This window comes from Leifsonia naganoensis, from assembly GCF_013410615.1.
GTDB lineage: Bacteria > Actinomycetota > Actinomycetes > Actinomycetales > Microbacteriaceae > Leifsonia > Leifsonia aquatica.
The window spans coordinates 952,410-977,955 of sequence record NZ_JACCHJ010000001.1 but is presented as its reverse complement, the minus strand read 5'-3'; the positions used below and the strand labels follow the sequence as shown (position 1 = coordinate 977,955).

Below are 25,546 nucleotides of genomic sequence, written 5' to 3'. Positions count from 1 at the left end.
GAGGTTGCAATGTCCGATGTCCTCCCCGACACGATGCGCACGAGCGTCCTGACGGGCCAGCGCGCACTGGCCATCGAGGATCGCCGTGTCCCCTCGCCCGCGAAGGGTGAGGTTCTCGTGAAAGTCGCCGCTGTCGGTGTATGCGGATCCGATGTTCACTACTTCAGGCACGGTCGCATCGGCGACTTCGTCGTCGATGGTCCGCTCGTGCTCGGCCACGAACTTTCGGGTTCGATCGTCGCTGTCGGCGATGAGGTCGACCCGACCCGTGTCGGCCAGCGGGTCGCGATCGAACCGCAGAAGCCCTGCCACGTGTGCGACCAGTGCCTTGCCGGCCGCTACAACCTGTGCCCGCACATGGAGTTCTACGCGACACCCCCGATCGACGGGGCCTTCACCGGCTATGTGACGATCGAATCGATCTTCGCCCACGCCGTTCCCGACAACGTCTCCGACGAGGCGGCGGCTCTGCTCGAGCCGCTGTCCGTCGCGATCACCACCATGCGGAAGGCGCACATCGTTCCCGGTTCGCGCGTTCTGATCGCCGGCGCCGGCCCGATCGGCATCATCTGCGCCCAAACCGCTCGCGCGTTCGGCGCAGCCGAGGTCATCGTCAGCGACCCCGTGTCCGAACGACGGGAACGGGCGTTGGCGTATGGTGCCACCCGAACCATCGATCCCGCGGCCGAGGACGTCGCGAACATCGGCCTCGATGTCGACGCGTTCATCGATGCCAGCGGAGCCCCCCGCGCCGTCTTCTCAGGCATCCAGGCGGTTCGCCCCGCCGGGTACGCAGTGCTCGTGGGTCTCGGCAACCCCGAGATGAACCTGCCCATCGAGCACATTCAGAACAAGGAGGTGTGGGTCACCGGCATCTTCCGGTACACGGACACGTGGCCCACTGGGATTCACCTCGTGAGCAGCGGCCAGGTCGACCTGGACTCTCTCGTGACCGGACGGTTCGATCTCGACCAGGTCGAGGCGGCACTCGAGAGCGACCTCGACCCCGCCAGCCTCAAGTCCATCGTCTACCCCAACAAGTGAGAAACGAAAGGCAGTTCGCATGACCTCCCCCTTCAGCCTGGACGGCAAGACCGTCCTCGTCACCGGCGGCAACCAGGGCCTCGGCAAAGCATTCGCCTTCGGCCTCGCGGAAGCCGGGGCGCGCGTGGCGATCGCCGGGCGCAGCGCCGAACGCAACGCAGCGACCGTCGAGGAGGCCCGCTCGGCAGGATTCGAGTTCCTCCCGATCACCGCCGACATCACCGACGACGAGCAGGTCGATGCGATGACCGCAGCAGCTATCGACGGCCTTGGACATCTGGACGTGCTGGTGAACAACGCCGGCACCTGCTTCCACAACCCTGCGTTCGACGTCACCGACCAGGAGTGGTCCGCGGTCTGGGACCTCAACGTCCGCGCACTGTGGAAGGCGAGCATCGCTGCGGGCGAGCACATGCGCGAGCTGGGTGGTGGATCGATCGTCAACATCGGAAGCATGTCCGGACTCATCGTCAACCGCCCGCAGTGGCAGCCCGCGTACAACGCGTCCAAGGCAGCAGTCCACCACCTCACGAAATCCCTCGCGGTGGAGTGGGCGCCCTACAACATCCGGGTCAATGCGGTGGCTCCGGGATACGTCAAGACCGAGATGGCCCCAGTGGACCGCGAGGACTTCAAGCGGTACTGGATCGATGACGCTCCGCAGCAGCGTTTCGCGCAGCCGGAGGAGATCGCGCCGAGCGTCGTGTTCCTGGCCAGCGGTGCCGCGTCGTTCGTGACCGGGTCGGTGCTCGTCGTCGACGGCGGCTACACCGCCGTCTGACACGGACAGAAGGAGAAGACCATGCAAAGCATCCGCCGAGTTGTCGTGAACTCGATTGACGACATCCATGTGGAGGCTGTCGAAGCCCCTCAACCCGCAGCGGGTGAAGTCCTCGTTCGAAGCACGATCGTGGGCATCTGCGGCTCGGATATGCACGCGGCCCACGGCCGCCATCCGTTCATGTCGCTTCCGTTCTGGCCCGGTCACGAGGTCATCGGCGTTGTCACAGGCACGGGCCAGGCCGTGGACGGCTCGCTTGTCGGCCGCCGGGTCGTCGTCGAGCCGAACTTGGCTTGCGGGCACTGCGACCAGTGTCTCGCCGGACGATACAACATCTGCGCAACCCTCGACGTGTTCGGTTGTCAGACGCCGGGTGGGATGACCGATGCGTTCGTCATCGCCGCTGACAGGATCGTGCCGCTTCCCGATGACCTCGAGGACGACTGGGCCGCCCTCATCGAGCCGCTTTCGACCCCCGTCCACGCGGTGCGTCGCGCCGGCGACCTGACCGGACGTCGTGTGGTCGTCATCGGAGCCGGCCCGATCGGCCTCTTCACCGCCATCGCCGCACTCGACGCCGGTGCTGAGCGCGTCGTCGTGGCGGACCTGCTCGAAAGCAAGCGTGAGCGAGCCGTCCGTCTCGGCGCTCACGGGGCGTTCGACTCGTCCGCGCCGGATGCCGCCGAGCTCGCGCAGGCGGAACTCGGCGGAAAAGCCCACGTGGTATTCGATTGTGTCTCGCGTGAAAGCACGGTGGCGCTGGCCATCGAAGTACTCGACAAGGGTGGCTCGCTGATGACCGTTGGCGTGCCTGCCGGGAAGACGCTGGTCGATCTCGATCTCGTCCAGGACCGTGAGCTGACGATCATCGGCAACTTGATGTACGTCCGGGACGATGTTCTGCACGCAATCGAGATTCTTCGAAAGCACCCGTTCCCGTTCGACGAGGTTGTCACCGCTACGTTCGGGCTCGACGAAGCCGACAAGGCGTTTCATGCCTCCGACAATCCCGAGCAGGTGAAGGTACTCGTTCGGGTGGCGGAGCCCGCCTGATAGTAAGACCGGCGCGTGCCCGGGGCTAATAGGACGTCAACTCGGCAGCCCAGGGCACGCGCCTCCCCGTAACCGATCCCGTCGAAGGAGATGTATGGATCAGACATTCAGCAACGCAATCATCATCGTCACAGGCGCGGCGAGTGGGATCGGCAACACGGTAGCTCGGCATTTCGCCGAGCGTGGCGCCCTCGTCGCTGGCGTCGACCTTAGCGACAAAGTCAAATCGGCTATGGCTGAGTTGCCCGGCACCGGCCACCTCGCATTCGCCCATGACCTCACCGATCCCGAAGCTGCGACCGGAATCGTCGATGCGATCGTGCGCGCTGTTGGCGCGCCGACCATCCTGGTCAACTCGGCTGGAGTCGCACTGAACCAGCCGGCACTTGAAGTCACTGCCAGCCGTTGGCGTGCCACGCTCGACGTCAACCTCAGCGCAAGCTTCTACATGGCGCAGGCTGCAGCGCGCGTCATGGTGCCCTCCGGTTACGGCAGGATCATCAATATCGCCTCGCAGGCGGCCATTGTCGCACTGCCGGACCACGCCGCATACGCGGCGAGCAAAGCCGGAATTCTCGGCCTCACGCGGGTGCTCGCGCTCGAGTGGGCACGCAGCGGTGTCACGGTGAATGCGATTTCGCCGACCATTGTTGAGACACCGATGGCTGTTATGGCGTGGTCGGGGGAGAAGGGCGAGCGAGCTCGCGCTGACATCCCTGTCGGCCGATTCGCCAAGCCGGAAGAGGTCGCCTCACTCGTGGCCTACCTGGCCTCGGCCGATGCTGGCATGGTGACCGGAGAGAACGTGGTGTTGGACGGCGGATACAGCATCGCGTGACTCGTTTCGACACGCGCCCGGGCACTGCTTCCGGTGAGCCTTTCAATCGTTGACCGAACAGGGACCTGGAAAATTCAAAGCCTTCACCTGCTAGTGGGGTCCGCCCGGCGAACGACTATGCGCTCAACCCAGGATTGGAGGACCCGGAACTGAGGGGAGGAGTGGCCACCAACTCGATTGAAACGTGAAGCGCAGGCGGAGGCAATTTGATCCGTCCGGACGACTGTGTCTTCAGACGCCCTGTGGTCTCGCCCGCGTTGAAGCAGCAACGAACTTCAAGCGTTAGAGCGGACCAGGCGAATCTCCACCACATAGGTCGTACTTCTCCGGGTCCACACCGCATCCGGTCGCAGCGGCTCCACATCGAACACCGCCCGCTTTCCCACCTCCAGCGCAATCACCCTCAGAAGCCGCAGGGTTTCTCCGTCGCGTCGCAACGTCGACGCCGGCGCTACATCAGGATCCTCCTGCTCATCCCGTCCCCGAACTCGAGTGAGCGTCCACTTGATCGTGTCGATGACGTACCGTGATCCCGACTCGGTGACGACTTCCCACACCCCACCGAGCCATTCCTCTGGCGCCACTCGCGTCGGCTGAGTCGCTCGCAGTACGTCAGCGACATGTGCCGACGCGACCGGCACCACAACGAACGGGACGTCCTCGGAGGGAGCAGTCTGGCCCTCGGCACCCTGCCGCAGCGCCTCCTCGGGCACGGATAGCGCTACCGTCCCGTCCGGTTCGCCGGCGCCGGGAACGATAACGTCGCGCATCCACCTTTCGAACTCGTCATCAGGCTTGTCGCTCATGCGTACCCTCGATTCTGATCTCGCCACACCCATGCGGCTCTGCCGGCAGCTTGGATGACTTCGTCGACGCGACCGTCGCGGAGGAGCTCCCACGGCGGCTTGCCGTCAGCCCAGTCCGCGGGTCTTGTCAGCCACTTCCAGTGCAGTGGCGGGAAGTCGATCCCGTCGGCGAGCTCGCCTAGGACGTTGCGTAGCCCGGGGAGGAGGTTCCCGTCGACCACTTGGAACGCCGGGTATTCCGATTCGGTGATGATCCGCAGAACCACCCGGTCTTCCTCGAACCGTCGAAGCGTTTCCGGGCCGATACCGAGACGGTCGAGCAGCTCCTCCTCGGTGAGTAGCGAACCCAAGTCAGGCTCTTCCGTCGGCGGTTCGGCTGAGGGAGCGCCGACCTCGATCGTGTCGATCCGCTCCCTCCGGACCGTCCGATCGGTGAGGTCGTCGTCGAGGATCATCACGGTCCCCGTCTGGAAATCGAACACCAGGGCGACGTCGTCGCCGACCGTAACTTGCCAGGCACCGGTGTCGGTGAGCGTCAGCTGCAGGCGGGGCCGTGGTTCAGATGGTGTCCGCATGGACGACCTCCCAACCCCGTGACTCCACCCACCGGCATCCGGGACAGATCGTCGAATGGTCCGGATCGGCAGGGTCCGTGGTCATCCGACGCGAACACCGCCGGCAATGCACACGACTATTCGCCTCCAACCGGTCGTTCAAAACGAGCAGCTTCGGCGATGGAGGGAACGCCTCGCCATCGAACGCCAACGACACGGTGTCGTCGTGGACGTTGAAGGTGGCCGCGTCGGCGAGCTCCGGCGTTGGCATGTCGCGCAGCGTTGAGCTGACGAGGCGTGCCCACCCGTCGGGGATGACCACGAATCGGCTCGGGAAGTTTTGCGCGCCGAGGTTTCTGACGGCCTCGATCGCTTCGTCGAGGAGCGGAAGTCCTGGGATGAACGGGAGTTCCGTTGGTGTGGGGGCGGTGGCAAGGTATGCGCAGGCGTCGCATCGGACTCCGACCGGTTCGGTGCGACGTCGCCCCGGCCGGCCACAGGCTCCACAGGTGAGGGCGATCGTTCTGTCAGCGGTGAACCATGCGTTCATCTGCGAGTCGACCCCACCGTCAGCAACGACCACGATCCCGTCCTGAGTTTCTAGCTTGATCGACGTGCCGACAGCATTCAGGTGGATCCGCACCCCAGGGCGAACGGCTTTGACGGTCGTCACCAGAGTGAGGCACGCAGACGCCCACCCGATCGGGGTGTCGGTGCGGACGCCGAGCTCGCGGAGCGTCATCGATGCGACCACGCATTCCGGTAGCGGGTTCAGCTGGAGTGGCATTTGCGACCTCTCAACTATTGCGACATCGCGACTATTCTGGTTAAAGCTATACCCAGGCTGTGGTTTTGGCCATCTTCTGAAACGGAGGAGCATTGACAGAGGAGACAGAGACGGATCCGTTCGCGGCTGCCCGGCGGGTGGTCCTCCTCCACGTGCTGACTGCCCACGATGACCGCCAAGGGATGGCAGACAGGACCGGGATAGAACGCTCGAGGGTGGATAAGATCATGCGGCTCGCCGCGGAGCCAAACGGTGATGAGCTCGCGCGGTTCCACGCCTCCTACGGTTGGCTCGTACTCGACCGGGGCACTTGGCGGAGAATCCGCCCGATCGCCCGCACAACCGACGACTTCGTCGGCAGGTACGTCTCACAATTCCGATCGAACCTTCTCAACGCGATCGGCGAGGAGACGCTCGAGAGCGCCGCAGACCGAAGCGGTGTCAGCAGGCGTCGCCTTCGCCGCATCATCGACGGGCGAACCCTCCCGGGCGGCGACGAGATCATCAAGTTTGAGCGGGCCTACCAACACCGGCTGATGCCGTCCTTCCCCGCTTAGCGAATGTCGCAGGCGCCCCGACGGAACTCATCGGTACGCTCAGGACATGCCCCGTCCACACCGGCCCCTCCCGAACGCCGGGGACATCGACGGGTGGCCGACACGGAAACGATCCGACCCGGTCAGCGAAACCGCGCGGATCTTCTCCAACAACCTCCGAGCAGCGATCGACGGGTGGGGCTACCGAGAACTCGGACGAGCCGCGGGCCTCGACCACAACACCATCCGGAAGATTCTTGCCGGCGAATCCTGGCCAGACCTCGCAACCATCGCCCGGCTCGAACGAGTACTCGGGCCGCTCTGGCCCGGCGTCATCGACTGGGAAGGGCCGGAAGCAGCGAAGTAGTCGGAGTCGCGGACGCGTGTTCGCATCGCGACCGAAGCGCCTTCCGCAACGATGCAGACTGATGGATCTGAGCCGCAGCAGCTCAGGCGCAGCGATCACGATCGTTGGATTGACTCACTCGAGCGTCAGCGCGCAATCGACCTAACCAATCCAGTTTCCTCGTCGATAAACCATCGGGTGTTGAACGTCGCAACTGAATCGCTACCCGACATCGAAGTGCCGACTCCGACCAGAGCTTCCGAGCGCGCTGAAGCAAGGTCGCCGGATTCGACGCGAGCTCTAGCGTTCATCGAGCAGCTGCAACGCCGGTGGATCTCCGGCGGAATGCGAAAGCAGCTCGTCGAAGCCCGTGGCGTTGTGAGAACAACGGCGCCAATGAGGGTCGTTCAGGCCGAAATTGAGTCCGCCGGTTGGACCGTGGGCTCTATCACTGAAGCAGAGAGGGGCGTATTCGAGCTGGCGGCGTGGGGGCTGTTCGCGCGGAGTGAATCGAACAGAGTGGCCAGACACGCGCTCAATCAGCTCGAATTCGCCCTGGATGCGTTCGCGATCGACCTACTCGACGTTCGCACCGTCCGCGAGGGTGACACCCCGCCACCACGTTGGTATCTGGCACTGGGCGCCGACGCGACCGCAACTGACGCGCGACGAATCCACCGTGCAGTACAGGGGCGTAACGCATCAGGCTCAAGAGAAGCCGTCGAAAAGAGCGTCAGCAGCATCCTCTCCTCGAAAGGCGTCGCAGATCACGCGTGGACTTTGCTGCCGGCCACGGCCAATGCGGCACTAAGCGTGAGCGACTCAGCGACCAAAAATCCTGCATGGAGAGCCCTCGCTGCCCTCTTGCTTCCGGGTATCGCTAGCTTTGTACTTGCAGTGCTTGTCAGCCCGGCCGTGGCGTCGCTTTCAACGATGCCGGCCGAGCTGAGAGTTGCGCTGTTAGTCCTCGCCATCCTCGCGCCGCTCGCGGGAAGTCTGATCCTCCGAATCCAGACCAGCAGACAGGAGCGTAAAGGGGGTGGACCAAGAGGTGGCATGTGGGTGATATCAGCACCGATCGCTCTCGGCATGCTTGTCCTGGGAGTTGTCGCGGCGATCACAGTAGGACGAAAGGCGGCTTTTCTCGGATCAGCTGTCACCCTCGGTGTGGTTCTTCTCACTGCTTTCGTGCTTCGACCGATCCTGCTTCGCCTCAGTCTCTCAACCACCCGAATGGCGTGGGGCCTGGCGGTGACAATCCCAGCAGCCGTGGTCGTCCTCAATCTTCCGTCGACGCTGTTCATGTGGACCGTCGGATACCCGCAACTCATCGGTTCCGTCCCGATCGGTACAGTCGTCGCCTCGGGGTGGCCGGTTCTCCTCGGAGCACTGGGAGCAATTGCTGTCGCCGCCGCCGCCCTGTCCTCCCTCAGGAATGGGAGCGGGATCCGCAGAAGGCATCCCCTCCTCGCAGCCGCAAGTATTGCAGCGCTCGCGTGTTTCGTCACTCCCATCGCGAACGCAGCATTTACAGCGAACAGCTTGCTGCGATACCGAGTGTCTGTTGGACAGGGTGCATTCGGAGTGGAGCCCGTGTGCCTGAAAGACCCACAGCACGGGGATGTTAATTCCTACTGGCTCATCGGGACCGCGAGTCGGACCAGTTACCTCACGCCACGACTTGGGCCGCCGCATGTTCCAAAGAACCCTGCTCAAGCGGACGCTAGCCAGGCCATGATCCATGTCGACGACAAGGATCCGTGCCCTCAAATCCCATAGATAGAAGCTGCTCACGCTGGCCGTCGAACATGTCCTGCGGTGCGAGGAACGTCTACTCAAAACTGGTTCGGCAGGGGAAAGCGCGAATTCTCTAGCTGATCGGCGGTTTGGCGCATAAAGCGTTTGTTGCTATATGTCAAAACTATCCCGAAAATGGTATAGTTTTGACATGGACACGGAGGTGGCGAAATGACGATGCAAGCAGATTTGTGGGATGTGGCAACCGAACAATACGGTTTCGTGACCACGCGGGGCGCCCGCAACCTCGGGGTACCTCCCGTTGAGCTTGCGAAGCTGGCGAACCGGAACCAGCTCCGGCATGTCACCCACGGTGTGTACCGATTCGACCAACTGCCCGAGACGGACAAAGATGAATACATGCTCGCCGTTCTCTGGACCGGTGCCGACGACGCTGTTCTCAGCCATGAGACTGTGCTCTCCGCATACGAACTCTGCGACGTAAATCCGGATCAGATCCACATCACCATCCCCAAAGCGAAACGGATCAGACGCGACGGCGGTGAAGGATACGTCATTCATCACACTGACTTGGTCGAGGCAGATAAAGGTTGGTGGGAAGGGATACCATCCGTCCGCCCCGGGACTGCAATCGAGCAATGCATCGCGTACGGGACGCCAACGTACCTACTCGCCGACGCGATCAAGAACGCGCGTAGGCGCGGAACGATCTCCGAGTTCGAAGCTGCAAAGCTGCGTCGCAATCTGAAACAGCGCGGATGAGTCGAGCAAACCTGTCGGAGCTGCCGGAGAAGGATCGCACCCCTCAAAGCGTTGCCGTCCTCAACGGCTGGGTGAACCATGCAGCGAAAGAACTCGGAGTCGGTGACCCGGGCAGGTTGTCATGGCAGATCGCTTCCACGATTGTGGTTGCAGCGATGCAACGTGTGATGGACCCCGAGTTGGGTGCACTGTTCCTCCTTAAAGGAGGAGCATTCCTCGAAAGGCGTCTCTCACAGACAGCGCGTTCGACCAAAGACATCGATGCAATGTTCCGAGGTGAGGTGGACGCCTTCGTCCAAAAGCTGGACGAAGCGTTCACTGAGCCGTGGGGGCCTTTCACCCTCACTCGAGGCGAAATTCAAACGATCAACGTCCCGTCACGACGGGTCAAACCCCGACGGTTTGATGTCCGTCTGGAGATTAAAGGAAGGGTTTGGCGGAAGATCCAAGTAGAGATCGCTTTCGCTGACGGCCAGGCACAGCCTGATGCCGAATATGTCGAGGCCGAGGACTTCGGGTTCTTTGGTCTGGAATCCGCCCCTCAGATCGCGACGATCTCCCTCGCGTACCAGGTAGCGCAAAAACTCCACGCTTGCACCGACCCGCACGACCCTCCGCGAACTAAGAACGACCGCGTCCGAGACGTCGTCGACCTGCTCCTCATCCGAGAGCAGCTCTACGTGGACGGCATCCCACTCGTCGACGTTCGCCTGGCCGCTGAAGCAGTCTTTTCGGGACGTGCCACAGAAGCGGAAGAGCTCGGGTTCGCCCGGCGGGAATGGCCGCCGACCGTCATCTCAAACGAAATCTGGGAAGCGGGCTACAAACGGGCTGCAGCTGGAGCTGAGATCTCCCTGACACTCGACGAGGCCATCGACGAAGTCAACAGCTGGATTCAGCAGATCGCAGAAGCCTGATCCGACCCGTTTAATCGAGTTCTGGAACGCTCCACAGCGCTCGCGGATCCCGCGGCGACTTGCCGGACCATTCGACGAGACCCTCAGTGCGTAGAGCATCCAACCGCTGCTTCACTGTGGGCCGGCTCATTCCCGACGCTTCAGCGATTTCGCCGGTGCCCATGCCGCCGTCCGCCGCGCGAAGAACCGCGAGAATTTCCTCTGACCGCTTCGGCAGCCGCTCCAGAGTTTTGCTGTCGAGTCGAGCAACAGCTTGAAGTTTCAGATGAACGCTGCCCTGCCCCTGCCGATAAACTGGGTCCGTCAGTCCTGAATTGCGCATCTCATCGAAGATGCGCTTGATTCCCTCACCAAGCTCCTGGCCAATCGCGAGATCGGCGCACACCCTCGCAATTCGGGGATTCCTCGCGAACCTGCTGATATCCAACGGCCGGCTCGGATTGGCCAGACCAGGGAACCGTCCGGGAGATTCGATCTCTACCCGGTCCGGGAAGATCTCAAACCGGATATGGTCACCTGCGAGGGAGTACGAACGGTGAACGACGGCGTTCACGAGACCCTCCAACCACGCATCCCGGGGCACAATCGGTTCAGCTTCGAACCTCCCCGACTCACGCAACGCTCGCCGCCTAGGGATCAACGGTTCGATCACCGCTGCCGCGTCGGCAATCACCTGCGGGATCGGACCTTCGATGCGGTAGTCGTGTTCATCCTCGATCGTCAGACGAGATCCTGTGCCTCGCTCTACAGACCCGTACCTGATGACTCGGACGTATGCCTCGGGGAAATACGCCTGTGGCTGGTCCGCGAACAGCAGATATGCGGCGTTGGTGACCTCGCCCTGATGGGTGAGGAGCCCACGAGCTTTTAAGAGCTTCTCGATGGTGTTCGTCGTTCCGGTCGCTACGCGGTAGTCGTCAAGGCGCGAGCCGTCCAGGTCGGGGACCGCAATCTGTTTGAGAGGCATTCCATCGTATTGGCTTTGCCCCTTGTCATACTCGAGCTCCTGGCGGAGGTCGTGGCGAAGTTTCCGGGATTCATCTCCCACACGCAGGTAGCAGTCACCGTTTTGGGTCTCATGCACACGTTCGCTCGAGTCGACACGAATGACAATCAAAGCGTCTTCCTCGCCAGCATCATTGACACAGGCCACTCGATCAACAGTCGCGTGAACTGGCGGGACGGTGAAATCGATCGCTGCTTGCTTCAAATCGTTGAAGCGCTTCGGCTGAGAGTTCGTCCCCTCCACCTTGCCGCCGTGTAGACCGACAACAAGAACGCCGCCTTCAGCGTTGGCGAATGCGACCATCGGTTGCGCGAGTTTGACAGGGTCGGTCCGAACCGACTTCCTGTCGAACCATTGGTCTTCATCCAAGTTGAGAAGATAAGTTCCCACGGAATCAGCACCGGAGCCCAGCGCACCATCAACTTGGTTCGTCGTCATAGGCATAAGCCTACGGATTTCGAGTAGAGGCGAATTGTTTTAGAGTCCGCCAACCGATCCGCGTAATCTCGCCGATAATTGCGGCCTTCACGATGATCTGCCGCTTTCGAGTAGCTTTCGAGTAGCTACCCGTGACATCTACGGCGGTGCGCGCGTCGTCGTCAATGAGCGCAGTACGGATCCTAATCGCCGAATTTGCAGCCCGACCGCCTCATACGGCAGTCATGCCGCTAAAGGCCGTGGCGCAAGAGACGGGACGGCGTGATCCGAATGCCCCACCATCTCAGCCTCAGATCACGCCCGCAAGAGCGGCGGAAGGCCGCGGCAGTGCCGCGAGTGTCGGTCGGTGACGCTAGCCTCAGCCGTATGAGCCATTTCGACTCAGCGCGACAACGAATCCACCGTGCCCGGACCCGATCGACAGAGATGTCCGAAGTCTGGAACGAGTTCCTCGAACCGCATCCCTTCGAATTCGCCCTAGACCGAGTATCGCCAACCCAATACATCATTCGAGTCGATCAGACGAACCCGTTCCCGGTAGAGCTCTCCGTGCTATTCGGCGAGTGGCTTTACAACATGCGCAGCGCGCTCGACTACATCATGTGGGCTGCCGCAGTCCACAGCACCGGACAATACCCGCCGCCGGCGGAGGAAGCCCTTCAGTACCCGATCTACGACGACGAGCCCGCATGGAAGCGAAACAAGTGGCGGCTGAAGAACCTCCCGCCACACCAGCTGAACATGCTCCTGACAATGCAGCCGTTCAACTCCAACATCGACGGGAACTTCCTCGGATGGATCAACCGGCTCGCTCGAGTCGACCGCCATCGCCGACTAGCCAGCTGGACCGCGCGAATCGCAGAAGCCAACCCCGTATTCTCGGTGCCGAGCGGCGCTATGCCACACCTTGAATGGGGACAGAAGACCTTCACGGCCGGGCGATGTGAAGTCGCCCGCGCCACTTTCCCCACCGCAGAGGCCGCAGACGGCGTCGAATTCAACCCCCGCATAGGGATCGATCCCGAAATCGCAGAATGGGCGACCTCACCGTTCTGGAGCCGACTTCGCTTCTCCGAACGGCTACATCTGATGCACGTGTTTCTCTACGCAGAAGTGGATCTGTACGATTTCGACTGCACCGGTAATCCAGACGCTGCTTCAGCGGTCGCCGATACGTTTCGGCAAGACTCCGACGCCCGCCGAGCGGCCGGATTGTTCCCGCCCATCGCGTACCCATCACCTGAAGCATTCGCATGGACGCAAGCGGAACCGGGAAAGATCTCAACCCGTGGAAAGCTCCAAGGCGAAGGCTTTCCCCTGCACGGCGCCGGACCCGCAGGCCGCCAGCGTGCGCGACCCCGGTCGACTGATTGATCTGTGCCGGTCGGGCCGCCCACTACGCGTTCTATCCAGAGACCCCGGGTGAAGCGTGAGGCTCGGGGCATGAACGCGACCGGACGACCGCACGACCAGCGAGCGGACGAAGCAGGGGCATGCAGGCATTCCAACAGCTCACAGCAGCTACGACCGAAGCGTCACGCGGAGGCGGGTTCGACGGTGAACGCAATGACCCTGGACCACCTGGGTGCTGTGGACAAATGACTTCTGCGCGCTATGACCCGTGATCGAAGCGGTGCGAGACGGGGCTCGTGTCTCGTGGGTCAGCTGATGGCTTGATTACAGCCCAAAGCAGGAGTCAGACCCTGCACCAGGTCATCCATACGCTCACTTCCGCCGCATGTGACTGAGCATGACTAAGAACGATCGCTCCGCGGCCGCAGACGCCGCGCAGACCCTCCACGCCGTCTTCGGCGAACTGCTCTGGTTGGCCGACTGGGTTGACAAGAACCTCCCGCGCGGTGCCGAGACAATCTACCGAGAGTTCCCGAAGCACCCGTCAGGTGTGGGGTTGCTCTGGACCGCTGACGGCGAGTACATCGACATACCCGACAAGGTCGAGCGGGACCGCTCTCGCCGCTCTTCACACCTGAGGCGCGGTGGTCCGACAGACAGCTGCCCCGGACTACATCGACGAAAGCAGGTTGGGCTACTTGGATCCTCGAAGCCGACGAACTCGCAGACTTTCGTCACGATTTCGAGATGCTGTACGACGCGAACAGTGTCTGAACCACGAAGCCGAGCACTGCACCGGCTTGCTTGGGCCACCTTTCCGGCACTCACCGTTTAGCGAACACCTGTAGCGGACAGGCACGGCGGACCTTCAGTGTGGTGGGACAGCTCACGCCGGTGTGCCTGCACATCCTCAACCGTCGAGGTGTGCGCACTCACCTTGGCGAACATCCGGTTCAGCTCCGCTTGGTCCGCACCCTGCAACCGACCCGCCGTCGCGTCCAACCCGAGGTACCCGTCAGCGCCCCGCAACATCTCACCCAACTCGGAAATCAGGTCGCGGTTCGCTTCGAAGAATCCCGCCGCCCACGCAAACCCATACGCCATCGCACCTGTTGAGGCAGCGCCAGCCTGGTCGCTGAGCAGCGCATCGTCATCGGGGCCGTCAACGACGAGCAACTCACGCCAACCATCAACCGTGGCTTCGAGGGCAGCTTTCTCGCCGTCGCGATCCACTAGGTAAGCGAAGTCTGCCACCGGGCCGGCCATCTTGATGCACGCCATCACGTCGTTGCGGCTCTATGCGCTCCGCGGCTCACCAGCTGGGTGCTGTCGGGTTAGACCCCATAAAAGACTATGACCGTGGGAGTTCGAGCGTTAGCTCGGACCCCCGGGGGCACCGGACGATCCCGATTCGTTTGGAAGACCCACGCGCGGTGCACCTTGAATGCATTGGTTCGGCGGCAGTGATCCGTGGAACTCGAATCACCCAGAGCCAGATCCAGATGGACGCCCTCCCGCGCTACCCAATCCTGGCGATAAAACGAGATAGTGTCTGGAGGTGGCGGGGGTTAGTGGGGTCGACGTCGCGATCGACGATCTCGGCAACCCTGGCCTGCGTAAGCTGGAAGCTCACGAATGGCCCGCGCGGGAGGTCAGCGTCAGCTTCGAGCTCCTCGTCGTCGAACTCAACCCGATACACCCACCCGGCGCCGGTTCCACGTCCAAGAACCTCCCAGCAAGCAGCGCACGCGGTCGCGAGTTCGTGCTCCGTTGTCACATATACCAGGGAGGACGACGTGGTGATGCGAGTGAAGCCGGCATCCCGGGACGTCGTCGCCATGCCGGTGATTCCGGTGACCGCGGGCGGAAGCAGCAGATCTCCCAAAGCAAGGCCCGGTACCCCGCCGTGGAAGAGCGGTACGAGTCCCGATCGAAAGCCGGCGTTAAGTGTGACGAGCGTTTCAGGACGCATCAAGTTCTGTCTTCCGCGAGCGGGCGTACCAGGATGGCTGCCCGCGGGTCGTATCCGACTGCAGACGCCAACGTGGGAAGGTCAGACCCCGGCAAACCGGCGAGTTCCAGGCTGACCTGAGCGGCGAGATGTGCCGAGCTGATCGACTGACCGTTCGCGACGGATGCGTAGAACTGCGCTGCGAAGGCGATCGCGTCCACGTCCTCGATCTCGTCAGCCATTCCGATCGCGAATGGCACAGTGCCGGCGACAATCGCCCCGATCTGATGGGCCGAACGGCAGGCGTTCAATACCACCAAGATCGGAGGGTCGTCCGTCGCCCGCAGTGCCTTCGCGAACGTGGCCGCAGACACGATCGCTCCGGTGTTGTGGTCATCTACGTCCTCTTCGAGGACGATGAGATCGTCATTTGAGTGGCCAGAGAAATGGACCACATGCGGGCGGAACTTCACGATCCCATCCAACAAGTCGGCTGCCGTCGCAGCAGTCCGGACGTCGAACTCAATGAGATCTCGATGCAGAGCCGATTCGACAGCGCCCCGGATCCTTTTGATTTCCCGGCCGACCCGCAAATCACCCTCAGGTGAAGAAGCAAGTAGTAGAACGCGCAACTTCTCCACCTTCGGAGCCCGAACATGTTGCGCAGCTGCGTCAGCAGTAGCAACCGCGTAAACGACCTGTGACTCCATCGACCGGCGGGCGAGTTCAGCGGCCCGCTGATCGGCCTGCCGTCGCCGTTCGGCGGCCTGCTCCTCGGCACGACGCTTCCGGTCAGCGGCGGCGGCTTCTGAAGCTTCCGCCTTCGCTACTTTCTCGATGAGCGTTGACTCTTCCTTCATGTCGCCGGCGGCCTTCGCCTGCCAGCGGTTCGCGTCCGCCCCGGCAGACGCAGCCTCGTTTTCACGACGCTCCGCTTCGCGCATCTTGCTCGAGATCGTAGAGGAGCTGGTCGACTTAGCTGCCGACTGTCGAGCCTTCGCGGCGTCGGTGCGCTTGTTCGACTCCTTAATTCGGTACTCGCCAGCCTTCCTCTCTGCTTCCACCCGCTGCGCTCGCTTGCGGTCCAACTGGCTGCGGTACATGCTCGCGCTCATCTGACCTCGCCTTCACCGCTCAGCCTATGGGTGACTACGGACACCGGCGCGGGACAACGCTGGAACGAAACGGTCACAGGCTGCACGAATCTGAGTGTGAGTGCGAGTGCCAGTGCGACACGCCGACGACACGCGGCTAGAGGGCGTAGCGTCTGCATTTCGAGAGTCGGACTGGGGTCGCACCTGCATGGGGTGCTCTGGTGTCAACAAAATGATTGGCAAGAAAAATCGACGATGACCTGCGAGAAATGTCATCAATGGTGATTGGGGTGTCAGGGGTCGTGCGAGCCGACAAGAGCCAAAAAAAGTCGAAAACACTACATCTAGTGGAATGACAATCGTGTCATTCGGGTTATATAGTGGGTGAACACCGCGCGAAGCGGTGAAAAACGAGACTTCAGGGGAGGCCATCATGGACTACGAAAACGACAGCGTCGGCGGCTACGCGGTTCCCGTCGACCCGATGGACATGCTGCAGTGCGACAGCTGCCAGTAGGCACCGACCACACGTAAAGAGAACCCCGGCCAGGTGGCCGGGGTTCTCTTTTTTCGTCTCCCCGTAGAATCGACGGGTGCCAGTGAATCCAGCTCTTCAGGGCCGCGCGTTCCCGCCGACCGCCCCGTACCTCGTGGGCCGGGAGAAGGTGCGCGAGTTCGCCCGCGCCGTGTTCGCGACCGACCCCGCCTCCTTCGACCTCGATGCCGCGCGCGCCGCCGGTCACGCCGACCTCGTCGCGCCCCCCACGTTCTCCATCGTCGTGCAGCAGCTCTCGCTCGACCAGCTGCTCGCAGACCCGGAGGCCGACATCGACTTCAGCCGCGTCGTCCACGGCGACCAGCGGTTCACCTTCACGCGCCCGGTCATCGCCGGCGACGAACTCACCGGCACGCTCACCGTCACCGCGGTGAAATCCTTGGGCGCCCACTCGATGGTGACCGCCGAGACCGTGATCGTCGACGCGGCTGGAGAGCACGTCGTGACCTCCACCTCCACCCTGGTCGTTCGAGGGGACGAGTGATGACCCAGCAGACCTCCGCACAGCCCGACTTCGACACGCTGACCGTCGGCGACGTGATCGCCGAGCGCAGCTACGAGCTGACTCGCGACTCCCTCGTCCGCTACGCCGGCGCCTCGGGAGACTTCAACTCCATCCACTACCGCGACGACATCGCGACCTCCGTCGGCCTGCCCGGCGTGATCGCGCACGGGATGCTGACCATGGGTCTCTCGGTGCAGCCGGTCGTCGACTGGGCCAGCGACCCGGCGCGCGTCGCCGACTACCAGGTGCGGTTCACGCGGCCGATCCTGGTGGACCCGGTCTCCGGCGCGACCGTCTCGGTCACGGCGAAGATCGGACAGCTCGACGCGGACGCCCGCGTCGCCCGCGTCGACCTCACCACGACGTTCAACGGCGAGACCGTGCTCGGCAAGGCGCAGGTGCGGGTCACCCTGGCATGACCGACGCCCAGCCGCCCGCCGCGCCAACCGCACTCGCCGACCTCACCACGATGCGGGTCGGCGGCGTGCCCGCGCGCCTCGTCGCCCCGGCCGACCGCGACGGGCTCGTCGCCACGGCGCTCGAGGTGTGGGGGAGCGGCGACGACTGGTTGCTCCTCGGCGGCGGCTCGAACACCATCGCGGGCGACGACGGCTTCGACGGAACCGTCATTCGCATCGTCACCCGCGGCGTCGAGCGCCTGGAGGCACCCGACGGCCGCGTGCGCCTGCGCGTGCAGGCGGGCGAGCCGTGGGACGACCTGGTGGCCCTCACCGTGCGCAACGGCTGGGCGGGCATCGAGGCGCTGTCCGGCATCCCCGGATCGACTGGCGCCGCCCCCGTGCAGAACATCGGCGCCTACGGCCAGGAGCTCGAATCGGCCCTGCTCGGCATCGAGTTCCTCGACTACCGCACCGGCGAGGTGACGACGCTCACGAAGGCGGAGCTCGGCCTCGGCTACCGGATGTCGGCCCTCAAGGGCGGCCTGGCGGGCATCGTGCTCTCGGTCGACCTCGAACTGGCGGACAACACCGTGCCCGGCGGCGTCGGCGCACCGCTCAGCGCCCCGGTGGGATACGCGCAGCTCGCGGATGCCCTCGGCGTCGTGATCGGCGCCCGCGTCCCGATCGCGGAACTGCGTCGCTCCGTGCTCGCGCTGCGCTCGTCGAAGGGGATGGTCCTCGATCCGGACGACCCCGACTCGGTCAGCGCCGGCAGCTTCTTCACGAATCCGATCGTGTCCGAGAACTTCGCGCGGTCGCTGCCCCGCGACGCTCCGCGCTGGCCGGTGACCCCGCCGGAGCCGGACGCCGTGCTCGGCCTGGAGCCCGGCGGGGTGCACCCCCTCGACGTGCCGCCGCTCGCCGACGGCCCGTACGACGTGAAGCTCTCGGCCGCGTGGCTCATCGAGCAGGCGGGCATCCGTCGCGGCTATGGGCTCCCGGGCTCGGCGGCAGGACTGTCCTCCAAGCACACGCTCGCGATCGTGAACCGTGGAGGCGCATCGGCGCAGGACGTCGTGCAGCTGGCGTCGTTCATCCAGGCCCGCGTGCAGTCGGAGTTCGGTGTGCTGCTGCGGCCGGAGCCGGTGCTCGTCGGCGTCGTGCTGTAGGCGACCGCCCGGCTTTCTCTGAGAACTCTCACACGCACGGAACCTAGGCTGACGGCAGCACGGCGCACCCGCACAGCCGTCGACCGAAGGGGCACGACCATGGGATTCCTCGACCGCCTTCTCGGACGCGAAGAGCCGCGTCCCGCCGGCCAGCAGTATCCGGCCGCGCCGGTGCCTCAGCAGGCGCCCGCTCCGCAGCAGCGCACCGACGACGAGATCGCGGTCGAGCGTTACCGCTACCTGCTGCGCACTGCTCCGCCTGAGACCATCGAGCAGGTGCACGAGGAGGCGTTCACGAAGCTGACGCCCGAGCAGCGCAGACTTCTCTTCCAGCAGCTCAGCGAGAACGCCCCGGCCGGTGAGCAGCCGCGCGGCGACGATCCGCGTTCGCTCGCGCAGTCCGCCACGCGCTCCGAGCTGCGTCAGCCCGGGACCCTCGAGCGCTCGCTCGGGGGCCGCGCGGGCGGCGGCGGTGTGGGCTTCGGTGGGATGTTCGCGAGCTCCCTTCTCGGAAGCGTCGCCGGCTACGTCATCGGATCCGCCCTGGTCGGCGCGTTCCTCCCGTCGCCGGCCGACGGCCAGGCGGGCGCGGACAACGGTGACGGCGGCGACAACGGTGGAGACGGCGGCTCCGGCGACGGAGGTTCGGGCGATGCCGGTACGACCGACGCGGCCGGTGCGGACGCGGGCGGCGCCGACATGGGCGGCGCCGACGCAGGCGGCTGGGGTGACAGCGGCGGTGGCTGGGGTGACTTCGGCGGCGGTGACTTCGGCGGCGGCGATTTCGGCGGTGGCGACTTCATCTAGTCGTCTTCATCTCGTCCTCGGCACCCCGACCCTCACCCCCTCAGCGCCGCCGCGAACGGGAGCACGGCCGAGGCGCCCGCGGCCAGCAGGGCGCGCCCGGCGACGGTGATCGTCCAGCGGCTGTCGACGAGGTCGTCAACGAGGAGGACGGGGCGCCCGTTCGGCACGTCGAGACCCTCGGCGCCGAAGCGATCCCACACGGCGGCCAGCCGGAACGCGCTGTTGCCGCCCGGGTCTCCGGTCGGACCTCCTCCGCGAAGCGCGAGCGAGCCGAGGAACGGCAGCCGTCCGACGTCGGCCAGACCGCGCGCGAGCGACTCGACGAACACCGGTCGTCGTCGCGACGGCATCGCGACGACCGCAGCGGGCCGCTCGGCCCAGTCCCAATCCGCCAGGACCCGGATGCAGGCGGCGAGCAGCTCGGGAGGGCACGGCGCGTCCGGAGACTGAGGAGAGAGCACTTCACGAAGACGATTGCCCCAGCCCAGGTCGGTGAGCCGGGCGAGGGCCCGGCCGGACTGCAGCTGCTCGGCAGGGGCGATCTTGCCGCGCACGGACACGCCCAACCGGTCCGCGCCGGTCGGCCAGAGCTTGCGCGGCTCGATCTCGACCCCCACCCGATCGAGCATCGCCGAGACCGACCCGGAGGCCTCCGCGGCGATGGCGCTCGGATACCAGGCGCCTGCACAGTTGTCGCATCGGCCGCACGGTGCCGCTGCCGGGTCGTCGAGGGCTTCCTGCAGGAACTGCATCCGGCACATCCCGGTGCTCTCGTACTCGAGCATCGACTGCTGTTCCGCTTCACGCGCTGCGGCGATCCGCTCGTACCGGTCGCGATCGTAGACCCAAGGCTGACCCGTCGACACCCAGCCGCCAGACACTCGGCGGACGGCGCCGTCGACATCCAGGACCTTGAGGAGCAGCTCCAGCGTCGACGCCTTGAGGTCGACCCGGCTCTCGAGCACGCGGGTCGACTGCGTCTCCTGCGAGAGGGCGTCGAGGACGGCCGCCGCCTTCTCCTCCGACGGCATGGAGGCGGTAGCGAAGTACTGCCAGATGGCGCGGTCCTCCGGGCCCGGCAGCAGTAGGACGTCGGCGTTCTCGGTCGCGCGCCCGGCGCGGCCGACCTGCTGGTAGTACGCGACGGGCGACGACGGCGCCCCCAGGTGGACCACGAAGCCCAGGTCGGGCTTGTCGAAGCCCATGCCGAGAGCGCTCGTGGCGACGAGCACCTTCACCTCGTTGCGCTTGAGCCGCCCCTCCAGATCCTCACGCTCGGCGGTGTCGGTCTGCCCGGTGTACGCGTGCGCCTCGAACCCCGCCTTCCGCAGCACGCGGGCTGTGTCCTCCGCGGCCGCGATGGTCAGGGTGTAGACGATGCCGCTGCCCGGTAGTGCGTCGAGGTTGCTCGCCAGCCACGCGAGCCGCGACGTCGCGTCCTCCAGGGTCAACACGCCGAGGCGCAGGGACCGCCGTGCGAGCGGTCCGCGGATCGTCAGGACCTCCGCGTGCCCACTGCCCTCGCCCATCTGCTCGGCGACATCGGCGACGACGCGCTCATTGGCCGTCGCGGTCGTCGCCAGCACGGGCACGCCATCCGGCAGCGACGCGATCAGGTCGCGCAGGCGGCGGTAGTCCGGCCGGAAGTCGTGACCCCAGTCCGAGATGCAGTGCGCCTCGTCGATCACGAGGAGACCGCTGCGCGCGATCAGGTCGGGGAGGTGCTGGTCGCGGAAGTCGGGATTGTTGAGCCGCTCCGGGGAGACCAGGAGCACATCCACCGAGTCCTCGCGCAGCCGCGCGGATACGTCGTCCCACTCGTGGCGGTTGGCCGAGTTGATGGTGACGGCGCGCACTCCCGCGCGTTCGGCGGCGGAGACCTGGTCGCGCATGAGGGCGAGCAGCGGCGAGACCAGGATGGTCGGCCCGGCACCGCGCTGCCGGAGCAGCATGGTCGCCACGAAGTAGACGGCCGACTTGCCCCACCCGGTGCGCTGCACGACCAGCGCCCGTCGCTGCTCGTCGACAAGGGCCGCGATCGCCTCGTACTGCCCCGAGTGGAAGTCGGCGTCCTCCCGCCCGACGAGGGCGCGGAGGCTGGTGACGGCGAGGTCTCTGGTGGTGCTCATGCAGCCATCGTTCCAGAGGGGGCCGACGCCCGATCGCCCCGGGCGCGGATCGGTGGACAAGTCCCAGGCCGGGACGGCTGTGCAGAACCCTCTGCCACGGCAGCGTGGATCAGCCGTCCTTGCGGATCCACCGGAACGTCAGCCGGCAGGCGATCAGCCCGGCGACCAGCCAGATCAGCAGGACCACGGCCATCCAGCCCAGCTGCCAGCTCCCGCTCGGCTCCTGCGACTCGAACGATGCGGGCAGGAAGACGCTGCGCATCCCCTGCGCGATCCATTTCAGCGGGAACACGCTCGCGATGTTCTGCAGCCAGGCGGGGAGGAGGTTGAACGCCAGGTAGACGCCCGAGATGAACTGCAGCACCAGCACGATCGGGATGATGACGGCCGTCGCACTCTTGCCCGTGCGGGGCACCGCCGACAGGGCGATCCCGAGCACCGCCGACGTCACGATCCCAAGCAGGTAGATCCAGAGGAAGCGCAGCCACGCCTCGGGGTCGGTCGGCAGTTCGACGCCGAAGGCCAGTCTGGCGACCAGCAGCAGGAGCACGATCTGAAGGGCGCTCGTGACGATGACCTGGCCCATCTTGCCCATGAAGTACGAGACCACCGGCAGGGGCGTCCCGCCCAGACGCTTGAGCGTCCCGTTGCTCTTCTCGACGGCGATGTCGACGGCGAGGTTCTGGACGCCGCTGAGCAGGATGCCCGCGGCGATCATGCCGGGCAGGTAGTAGGCGGCCTGCGCGATGCCGCCCGAGCCGTCGGGCGCCGCTCCGACCTTCCCCAGCCCCTGGAACGCGACCGAGAAGATGCCGAGCATGACCACCGGGAAGAGGAAGGTGAAGAAGATCGTGTCGCCCTGCCGGAAGTAGGTGAGGGTCTCGTAGCGGGCACGGGCGATGCCGAGCGGGATGGTCGTCACGCGATCGCCTCCTGCTCCGCGGCCCCCGCCTCGCGCACCAGCTCGAGATAGATGTCCTCCAGGCTCGGCCGGATCACCTCGAGGTCGCGCGGTTCGCCGCCGAGCTCCGCGGTGATCCGGGAGACGAGTGCGCCCGGCTCATCGGTGCGTTCCCGCTGGAGGGCACCGCCGCCGTCTCGCCAGCTGACGATGGGGATGCGCGCATCCGCGCCGCCGATCTCGTCGACGGCGCCGATGTCGATCAGGGTGCCGCGCGCGATCACCGCGACCCGATCGCTCAGTTGGGCGGCCTCATCGAGGTAGTGGGTGGTGAGGAGGATGGTCGTGCCCTCGCGCTTGAGGTCCCTGATCAGATCCCAGAACTGGTGGCGCGCCTCCGGGTCGAAGCCGGTGGTCGGCTCGTCGAGGAAGAGCAGCTCCGGCCGGCCGATGACGCCGAGCGCGACGTCGAGCCGGCGCCGCTGGCCGCCCGACAGATTGCGGATGCGCGTCTTCGCCTTGTCGGTGAGGCCGACCGCTGCGATGAGCTCGTCGACGTCGCGACGCTGAGGGTAGAAGCGCGAGAAGTGCACGAGCTGTTCGCGCACCGTCACGTCGGCGGCTTCGATGCCCGACTGCAGCACGATCCCGAGCCGGGCCTTCCACTCCGTGCCGCCGTGCTGCGGGTCGACCCCCAGCACCTCGGCCGTGCCGCCGCTGCGGTCGCGGTAGCCCTCGAGGATCTCGATCGTCGTGCTCTTGCCTGCACCGTTCGGGCCGAGGAGGGCGAACGTCTCGCCCTCCTCGATGTCGAAGTCGACTCCGCGCAGCGCCTCGAATGCGCCGTACGTCTTGCGGAGGTCGCGGACCGAGACCGCAGCGCGGTGGGGAGTCATGCCCCCATCATGCCGTCTGGCGGCGTCGCTGTGCCGACCGGATCGCACCGAGCAGTGCGAACACCACGATGAGCACGCCCGCGGCAGCAAGCCACAGCGCCCACGCCGTACCGGGTGTGAGGGCGGCGAGCCAGACCTCCACGGCCGCCAGCCGTTCGGGCGCGGACAGGACGAACAGCGTCCCCGCGGCGAACAGCACGAGGAGCAGTCCCCACACCACCCCTCCCCACCGGATCGGCGGACGGGACGCGGTGGATGTCGCGGGTGACCACGAGGACGGTGGCGGTGGGGTCAGCCAGGGTTCGGCGGGCAGCGGGCGCGTCGGCTGAGAGGCGGTCGGCTGCTCCACGGTCGGCTGCTGCGTTGTCGGCTGCTCCGTCGTGGGGAGTGCCTCCGTCGGCTGCGTGTCGGACGGGTCGGGGGTCTGGTTCGCGTCGGTGGTCATGACGTTCCTCACTTCTGCTCGCGCTGGACGAGCACGTCGTCGAGCTGGGCGATCCGGACGACGGCGTCGGGATCTCCACCCGAGCCGACGACGATGTTCGTGCTGCAGCCGCCCAGCGGGCGTGGCTGGCAGCGATGGACGTGCTCGGCGCCCGACGGGTCCGTCACGATCACGGCGGACGGCGTCGCCGCCTCCAGTCGCACGGTGGCGTCGGCAGGGATGATCAGCGTCGTCGCGTCCGAGCCCTTGGCCAGGTCGATCTCGGGTGTTCCCGAGGCCGTCACGGCGTCGGTCAGGTCGATCGTGGTGTGACCCCAGCCCTGCACGTAGGCGGCGTCCGACGACGGCGAGAGGGTCTGGTCGGCTCCCGCGACGATGGACGTCGCGGAGAAGCTCGCGCGAGCGCCCCCGGGAAGAGCCGCCGTGAGCGCGGTGAGAGCGGCGAGGATGATCCCGAACGTGATGAGGAATCCGCTGCGGCGGCGGGCGATGCCCGCGATGAGTGCAGCGAGGCCGAAGACCAGCGTCGCGGCGGCGAGGGCGGCGGTCGACGCGTAACCGGACAGGCCGGTCAGCGGGATCCAGAGCGCCGAGACGGCGGCTCCCGCGATGATCGCGAGGCCGACGGTCAGCCAGCCCAGCGGAGCGCCGACCCGGGGATTGGCGGCGCGGTAGGCCGCGCGTCGCGCGTTGGCCGCGGCGTTGGCGGCGGCCGCCTGGGAGCGGATCTCCGCCGAACGTTGCGCCTTGACGGCACGCATGTCCTCGGCGAGGCGCGCCTTCCAGCGGGCGTGGTCGGCCTTCCACTCGGCCTGACGCTGCTGCCAGTCAGCGAGGTCCTGAGGGCTGGCGCCCACGGTCGGTGCCGGAGGGGCGACCGGCTCGGCGGTGATGTCGAGCGGGGGCGTCGGAGCGCCGGCCTCTGTGGTCGGGTCCGCGCTCGCCGCGGTGGTGGTGGTCGCGCCGTCCGCACCCGTGGCGAACGCGGCGGAGGTGGTGGGTGGGCTCGAGGAGTCGCTGGGTGCTCCCTCGGCCGTCGCGCTCGGCCACGCGCCTGGCGCGGGAGGTGCCGGCCGGTCCGCGGGGGTCGATGCACCCGGCCGTTTGTCGGCCGCCCGCACCGCGAAGACGATCAGCCCGGCGACGAGCGCCAGCACGAGGAGCGTCCAGAACACGCGGCCGACGATCTCGGCCCAGCCCCAGTCGTGCCAGACGCCGCCACCGAACCAGCCGAGCCCGCTCGACCAGGGCAGCAGGGAGAGGACGATCAGAACGCCCGCCGCGACGATCGGCGCGTCCACGTCGCCCTCGAAGAGGCGCTGGAGGTGGATGCGGCCGTCGCGATCGGGGAGGAGCGCCCAGGCGAGCGCGTAGACGAGGAGGACGGGCGCGCCCAGCAGGGCGGCCACGACGGCGATGCCGCGGACGATCAGCGGGTCAATGCCGAGTCGGTAGGCGACGCCGGCGCACACACCGCCGACCCAGCCGTCCGCGCGGACGACGCCGAGGCTGCGCATCCAGTCGAAGAAGCGGGAGCCGCGGCCGGAGAGGCCGGTGCTCGGGCCGCCGTACGGCGGCGGCGTGGTGGTGGAGTCGTTCTGTGACATGCTTCGATCCTGGCGTTCGGAGGCGGCGCTGCGACATGGGGTGACACCCTGAGCGGACCCTGATTCCCCTGCCCGTGGGCTGTCCGGGTGGCTCCGGGTCTGCTTG

The 25,546-nt window shown here is 65.7% G+C and carries 26 protein-coding genes; 14 read left to right on the top strand and 12 right to left on the bottom strand.

Annotated elements, in window-relative coordinates:
• Positions 1 to 9 precede the first annotated feature (9 nt).
• From HNR14_RS20745 to HNR14_RS04650, 4 genes are all read left to right on the top strand, one after another.
• Positions 10 to 1,044: an NAD(P)-dependent alcohol dehydrogenase gene (locus HNR14_RS20745; protein ID WP_246311693.1), complete on the top strand. Its 1,035-nt coding sequence runs from the start codon at positions 10 to 12 to the stop codon at positions 1,042 to 1,044.
• A 19-nt stretch (positions 1,045 to 1,063) separates the two neighbouring features.
• Positions 1,064 to 1,825: an SDR family NAD(P)-dependent oxidoreductase gene (locus tag HNR14_RS04660; protein WP_021765431.1), complete on the top strand. Its 762-nt coding sequence runs from the start codon at positions 1,064 to 1,066 to the stop codon at positions 1,823 to 1,825.
• A gap of 21 nt (positions 1,826 to 1,846) precedes the next feature.
• Positions 1,847 to 2,878 carry a zinc-dependent alcohol dehydrogenase gene (locus tag HNR14_RS04655; protein ID WP_179700085.1) on the top strand — a complete coding sequence of 344 codons (1,032 nt, stop codon included), beginning with the start codon at positions 1,847 to 1,849 and terminating at the stop codon, positions 2,876 to 2,878.
• A 94-nt stretch (positions 2,879 to 2,972) separates the two neighbouring features.
• On the top strand, positions 2,973 to 3,716 hold the full coding sequence (locus HNR14_RS04650; protein ID WP_179700084.1) for a GolD/DthD family dehydrogenase: 744 nt from the start codon (positions 2,973 to 2,975) through the stop codon (positions 3,714 to 3,716).
• 275 nt (positions 3,717 to 3,991) lie between these two features.
• Here HNR14_RS04650 and HNR14_RS04645 read toward each other — a convergent pair whose 3' ends face one another.
• The 3 genes from HNR14_RS04645 to HNR14_RS04635 are packed head-to-tail and all read right to left on the bottom strand — an operon-like array spanning position 3,992 to position 5,863.
• Positions 3,992 to 4,522 carry a hypothetical protein gene (locus tag HNR14_RS04645; protein ID WP_179700083.1) on the bottom strand — a complete coding sequence of 177 codons (531 nt, stop codon included), beginning with the start codon at positions 4,520 to 4,522 and terminating at the stop codon, positions 3,992 to 3,994.
• Positions 4,519 to 5,097 carry a CBS domain-containing protein gene (locus tag HNR14_RS04640; RefSeq protein WP_179700082.1) on the bottom strand — a complete coding sequence of 193 codons (579 nt, stop codon included), beginning with the start codon at positions 5,095 to 5,097 and terminating at the stop codon, positions 4,519 to 4,521. Before HNR14_RS04640 ends, HNR14_RS04645 begins: the two co-directional genes overlap by 4 nt.
• Positions 5,081 to 5,863, bottom strand: coding sequence for a hypothetical protein (locus HNR14_RS04635; RefSeq protein WP_179700081.1), 783 nt, complete (start codon positions 5,861 to 5,863; stop codon positions 5,081 to 5,083). Before HNR14_RS04635 ends, HNR14_RS04640 begins: the two co-directional genes overlap by 17 nt.
• 92 nt (positions 5,864 to 5,955) lie before the next feature.
• Here HNR14_RS04635 and HNR14_RS04630 point away from each other — a divergent pair, with 92 nt between their 5' ends.
• From HNR14_RS04630 to HNR14_RS04610, 5 genes are all read left to right on the top strand, one after another.
• Positions 5,956 to 6,420, top strand: a complete 465-nt coding sequence (locus HNR14_RS04630; RefSeq protein ID WP_179700080.1) for a helix-turn-helix domain-containing protein — start codon at positions 5,956 to 5,958, stop codon at positions 6,418 to 6,420.
• Positions 6,421 to 6,466: 46 nt separating this feature from the next.
• Complete coding sequence (locus HNR14_RS04625; RefSeq protein ID WP_179700079.1) at positions 6,467 to 6,766, top strand: helix-turn-helix domain-containing protein; 300 nt, start codon at positions 6,467 to 6,469, stop codon at positions 6,764 to 6,766.
• A 177-nt stretch (positions 6,767 to 6,943) separates the two neighbouring features.
• On the top strand, positions 6,944 to 8,524 hold the full coding sequence (locus HNR14_RS04620) for a hypothetical protein (protein WP_218874972.1): 1,581 nt from the start codon (positions 6,944 to 6,946) through the stop codon (positions 8,522 to 8,524).
• A gap of 189 nt (positions 8,525 to 8,713) precedes the next feature.
• Complete coding sequence (locus HNR14_RS04615) at positions 8,714 to 9,265, top strand: type IV toxin-antitoxin system AbiEi family antitoxin domain-containing protein (RefSeq protein WP_179700077.1); 552 nt, start codon at positions 8,714 to 8,716, stop codon at positions 9,263 to 9,265.
• A complete protein-coding gene (locus tag HNR14_RS04610) occupies positions 9,262 to 10,182 on the top strand; it encodes a nucleotidyl transferase AbiEii/AbiGii toxin family protein (RefSeq protein WP_179700076.1) in 921 nt (306 codons plus the stop codon). Before HNR14_RS04615 ends, HNR14_RS04610 begins: the two co-directional genes overlap by 4 nt.
• A gap of 10 nt (positions 10,183 to 10,192) precedes the next feature.
• Here HNR14_RS04610 and HNR14_RS04605 read toward each other — a convergent pair whose 3' ends face one another.
• Complete coding sequence (locus HNR14_RS04605; protein ID WP_179700075.1) at positions 10,193 to 11,626, bottom strand: ATP-binding protein; 1,434 nt, start codon at positions 11,624 to 11,626, stop codon at positions 10,193 to 10,195.
• A 366-nt stretch (positions 11,627 to 11,992) separates the two neighbouring features.
• Here HNR14_RS04605 and HNR14_RS04600 point away from each other — a divergent pair, with 366 nt between their 5' ends.
• Positions 11,993 to 13,000 (top strand): hypothetical protein, encoded by a 1,008-nt coding sequence (locus HNR14_RS04600; RefSeq protein WP_179700074.1) that lies wholly within the window; start codon positions 11,993 to 11,995, stop codon positions 12,998 to 13,000.
• Positions 13,001 to 13,810: 810 nt separating this feature from the next.
• Here HNR14_RS04600 and HNR14_RS04595 read toward each other — a convergent pair.
• The 3 genes from HNR14_RS04595 to HNR14_RS04585 all read right to left on the bottom strand — a co-directional run bounded on the left by HNR14_RS04595 (position 13,811) and on the right by HNR14_RS04585 (position 16,045).
• Positions 13,811 to 14,233 (bottom strand): hypothetical protein, encoded by a 423-nt coding sequence (locus HNR14_RS04595; protein ID WP_218874971.1) that lies wholly within the window; start codon positions 14,231 to 14,233, stop codon positions 13,811 to 13,813.
• A gap of 265 nt (positions 14,234 to 14,498) precedes the next feature.
• Positions 14,499 to 14,951, bottom strand: coding sequence for a hypothetical protein (locus HNR14_RS04590; protein ID WP_179700072.1), 453 nt, complete (start codon positions 14,949 to 14,951; stop codon positions 14,499 to 14,501).
• Entirely contained in the window at positions 14,951 to 16,045 is a 1,095-nt protein-coding gene (locus tag HNR14_RS04585; protein WP_179700071.1) for a CHAT domain-containing protein, read from the bottom strand. Before HNR14_RS04585 ends, HNR14_RS04590 begins: the two co-directional genes overlap by 1 nt.
• Positions 16,046 to 16,617: 572 nt before the next feature.
• On the opposite strand from HNR14_RS04585, the gene HNR14_RS04580 reads away from it, so the two are divergent.
• The 4 genes from HNR14_RS04580 (at position 16,618) to HNR14_RS04565 (ending at position 19,462) form a co-directional block, all read left to right on the top strand.
• Positions 16,618 to 17,064, top strand: a complete 447-nt coding sequence (locus tag HNR14_RS04580) for a MaoC family dehydratase N-terminal domain-containing protein (protein ID WP_081703984.1) — start codon at positions 16,618 to 16,620, stop codon at positions 17,062 to 17,064.
• Positions 17,064 to 17,504, top strand: coding sequence for a MaoC family dehydratase (locus HNR14_RS04575; protein ID WP_179700070.1), 441 nt, complete (start codon positions 17,064 to 17,066; stop codon positions 17,502 to 17,504). The genes HNR14_RS04580 and HNR14_RS04575 overlap by 1 nt, the downstream gene beginning before the upstream one ends.
• Entirely contained in the window at positions 17,501 to 18,655 is a 1,155-nt protein-coding gene (locus HNR14_RS04570; protein ID WP_179700069.1) for a UDP-N-acetylmuramate dehydrogenase, read from the top strand. Before HNR14_RS04575 ends, HNR14_RS04570 begins: the two co-directional genes overlap by 4 nt.
• A 99-nt stretch (positions 18,656 to 18,754) precedes the next feature.
• Positions 18,755 to 19,462 carry a hypothetical protein gene (locus HNR14_RS04565; protein ID WP_179700068.1) on the top strand — a complete coding sequence of 236 codons (708 nt, stop codon included), beginning with the start codon at positions 18,755 to 18,757 and terminating at the stop codon, positions 19,460 to 19,462.
• A 32-nt stretch (positions 19,463 to 19,494) separates the two neighbouring features.
• Here HNR14_RS04565 and HNR14_RS04560 read toward each other — a convergent pair whose 3' ends face one another.
• The 5 genes from HNR14_RS04560 to HNR14_RS04540 all read right to left on the bottom strand — a co-directional run bounded on the left by HNR14_RS04560 (position 19,495) and on the right by HNR14_RS04540 (position 25,440).
• Entirely contained in the window at positions 19,495 to 21,591 is a 2,097-nt protein-coding gene (locus HNR14_RS04560; protein WP_179700067.1) for a RecQ family ATP-dependent DNA helicase, read from the bottom strand.
• A 109-nt stretch (positions 21,592 to 21,700) separates the two neighbouring features.
• Positions 21,701 to 22,513, bottom strand: a complete 813-nt coding sequence (locus tag HNR14_RS04555; protein WP_179700066.1) for an ABC transporter permease — start codon at positions 22,511 to 22,513, stop codon at positions 21,701 to 21,703.
• Positions 22,510 to 23,388: an ABC transporter ATP-binding protein gene (locus HNR14_RS04550; protein ID WP_179700065.1), complete on the bottom strand. Its 879-nt coding sequence runs from the start codon at positions 23,386 to 23,388 to the stop codon at positions 22,510 to 22,512. The genes HNR14_RS04555 and HNR14_RS04550 overlap by 4 nt, the downstream gene beginning before the upstream one ends.
• Before the next feature lie 7 nt (positions 23,389 to 23,395).
• Complete coding sequence (locus HNR14_RS04545; RefSeq protein ID WP_179700064.1) at positions 23,396 to 23,833, bottom strand: hypothetical protein; 438 nt, start codon at positions 23,831 to 23,833, stop codon at positions 23,396 to 23,398.
• Between the two features lie 8 nt (positions 23,834 to 23,841).
• Positions 23,842 to 25,440: a PspC domain-containing protein gene (locus tag HNR14_RS04540; protein WP_179700063.1), complete on the bottom strand. Its 1,599-nt coding sequence runs from the start codon at positions 25,438 to 25,440 to the stop codon at positions 23,842 to 23,844.
• Positions 25,441 to 25,546: the final 106 nt, after the last annotated feature.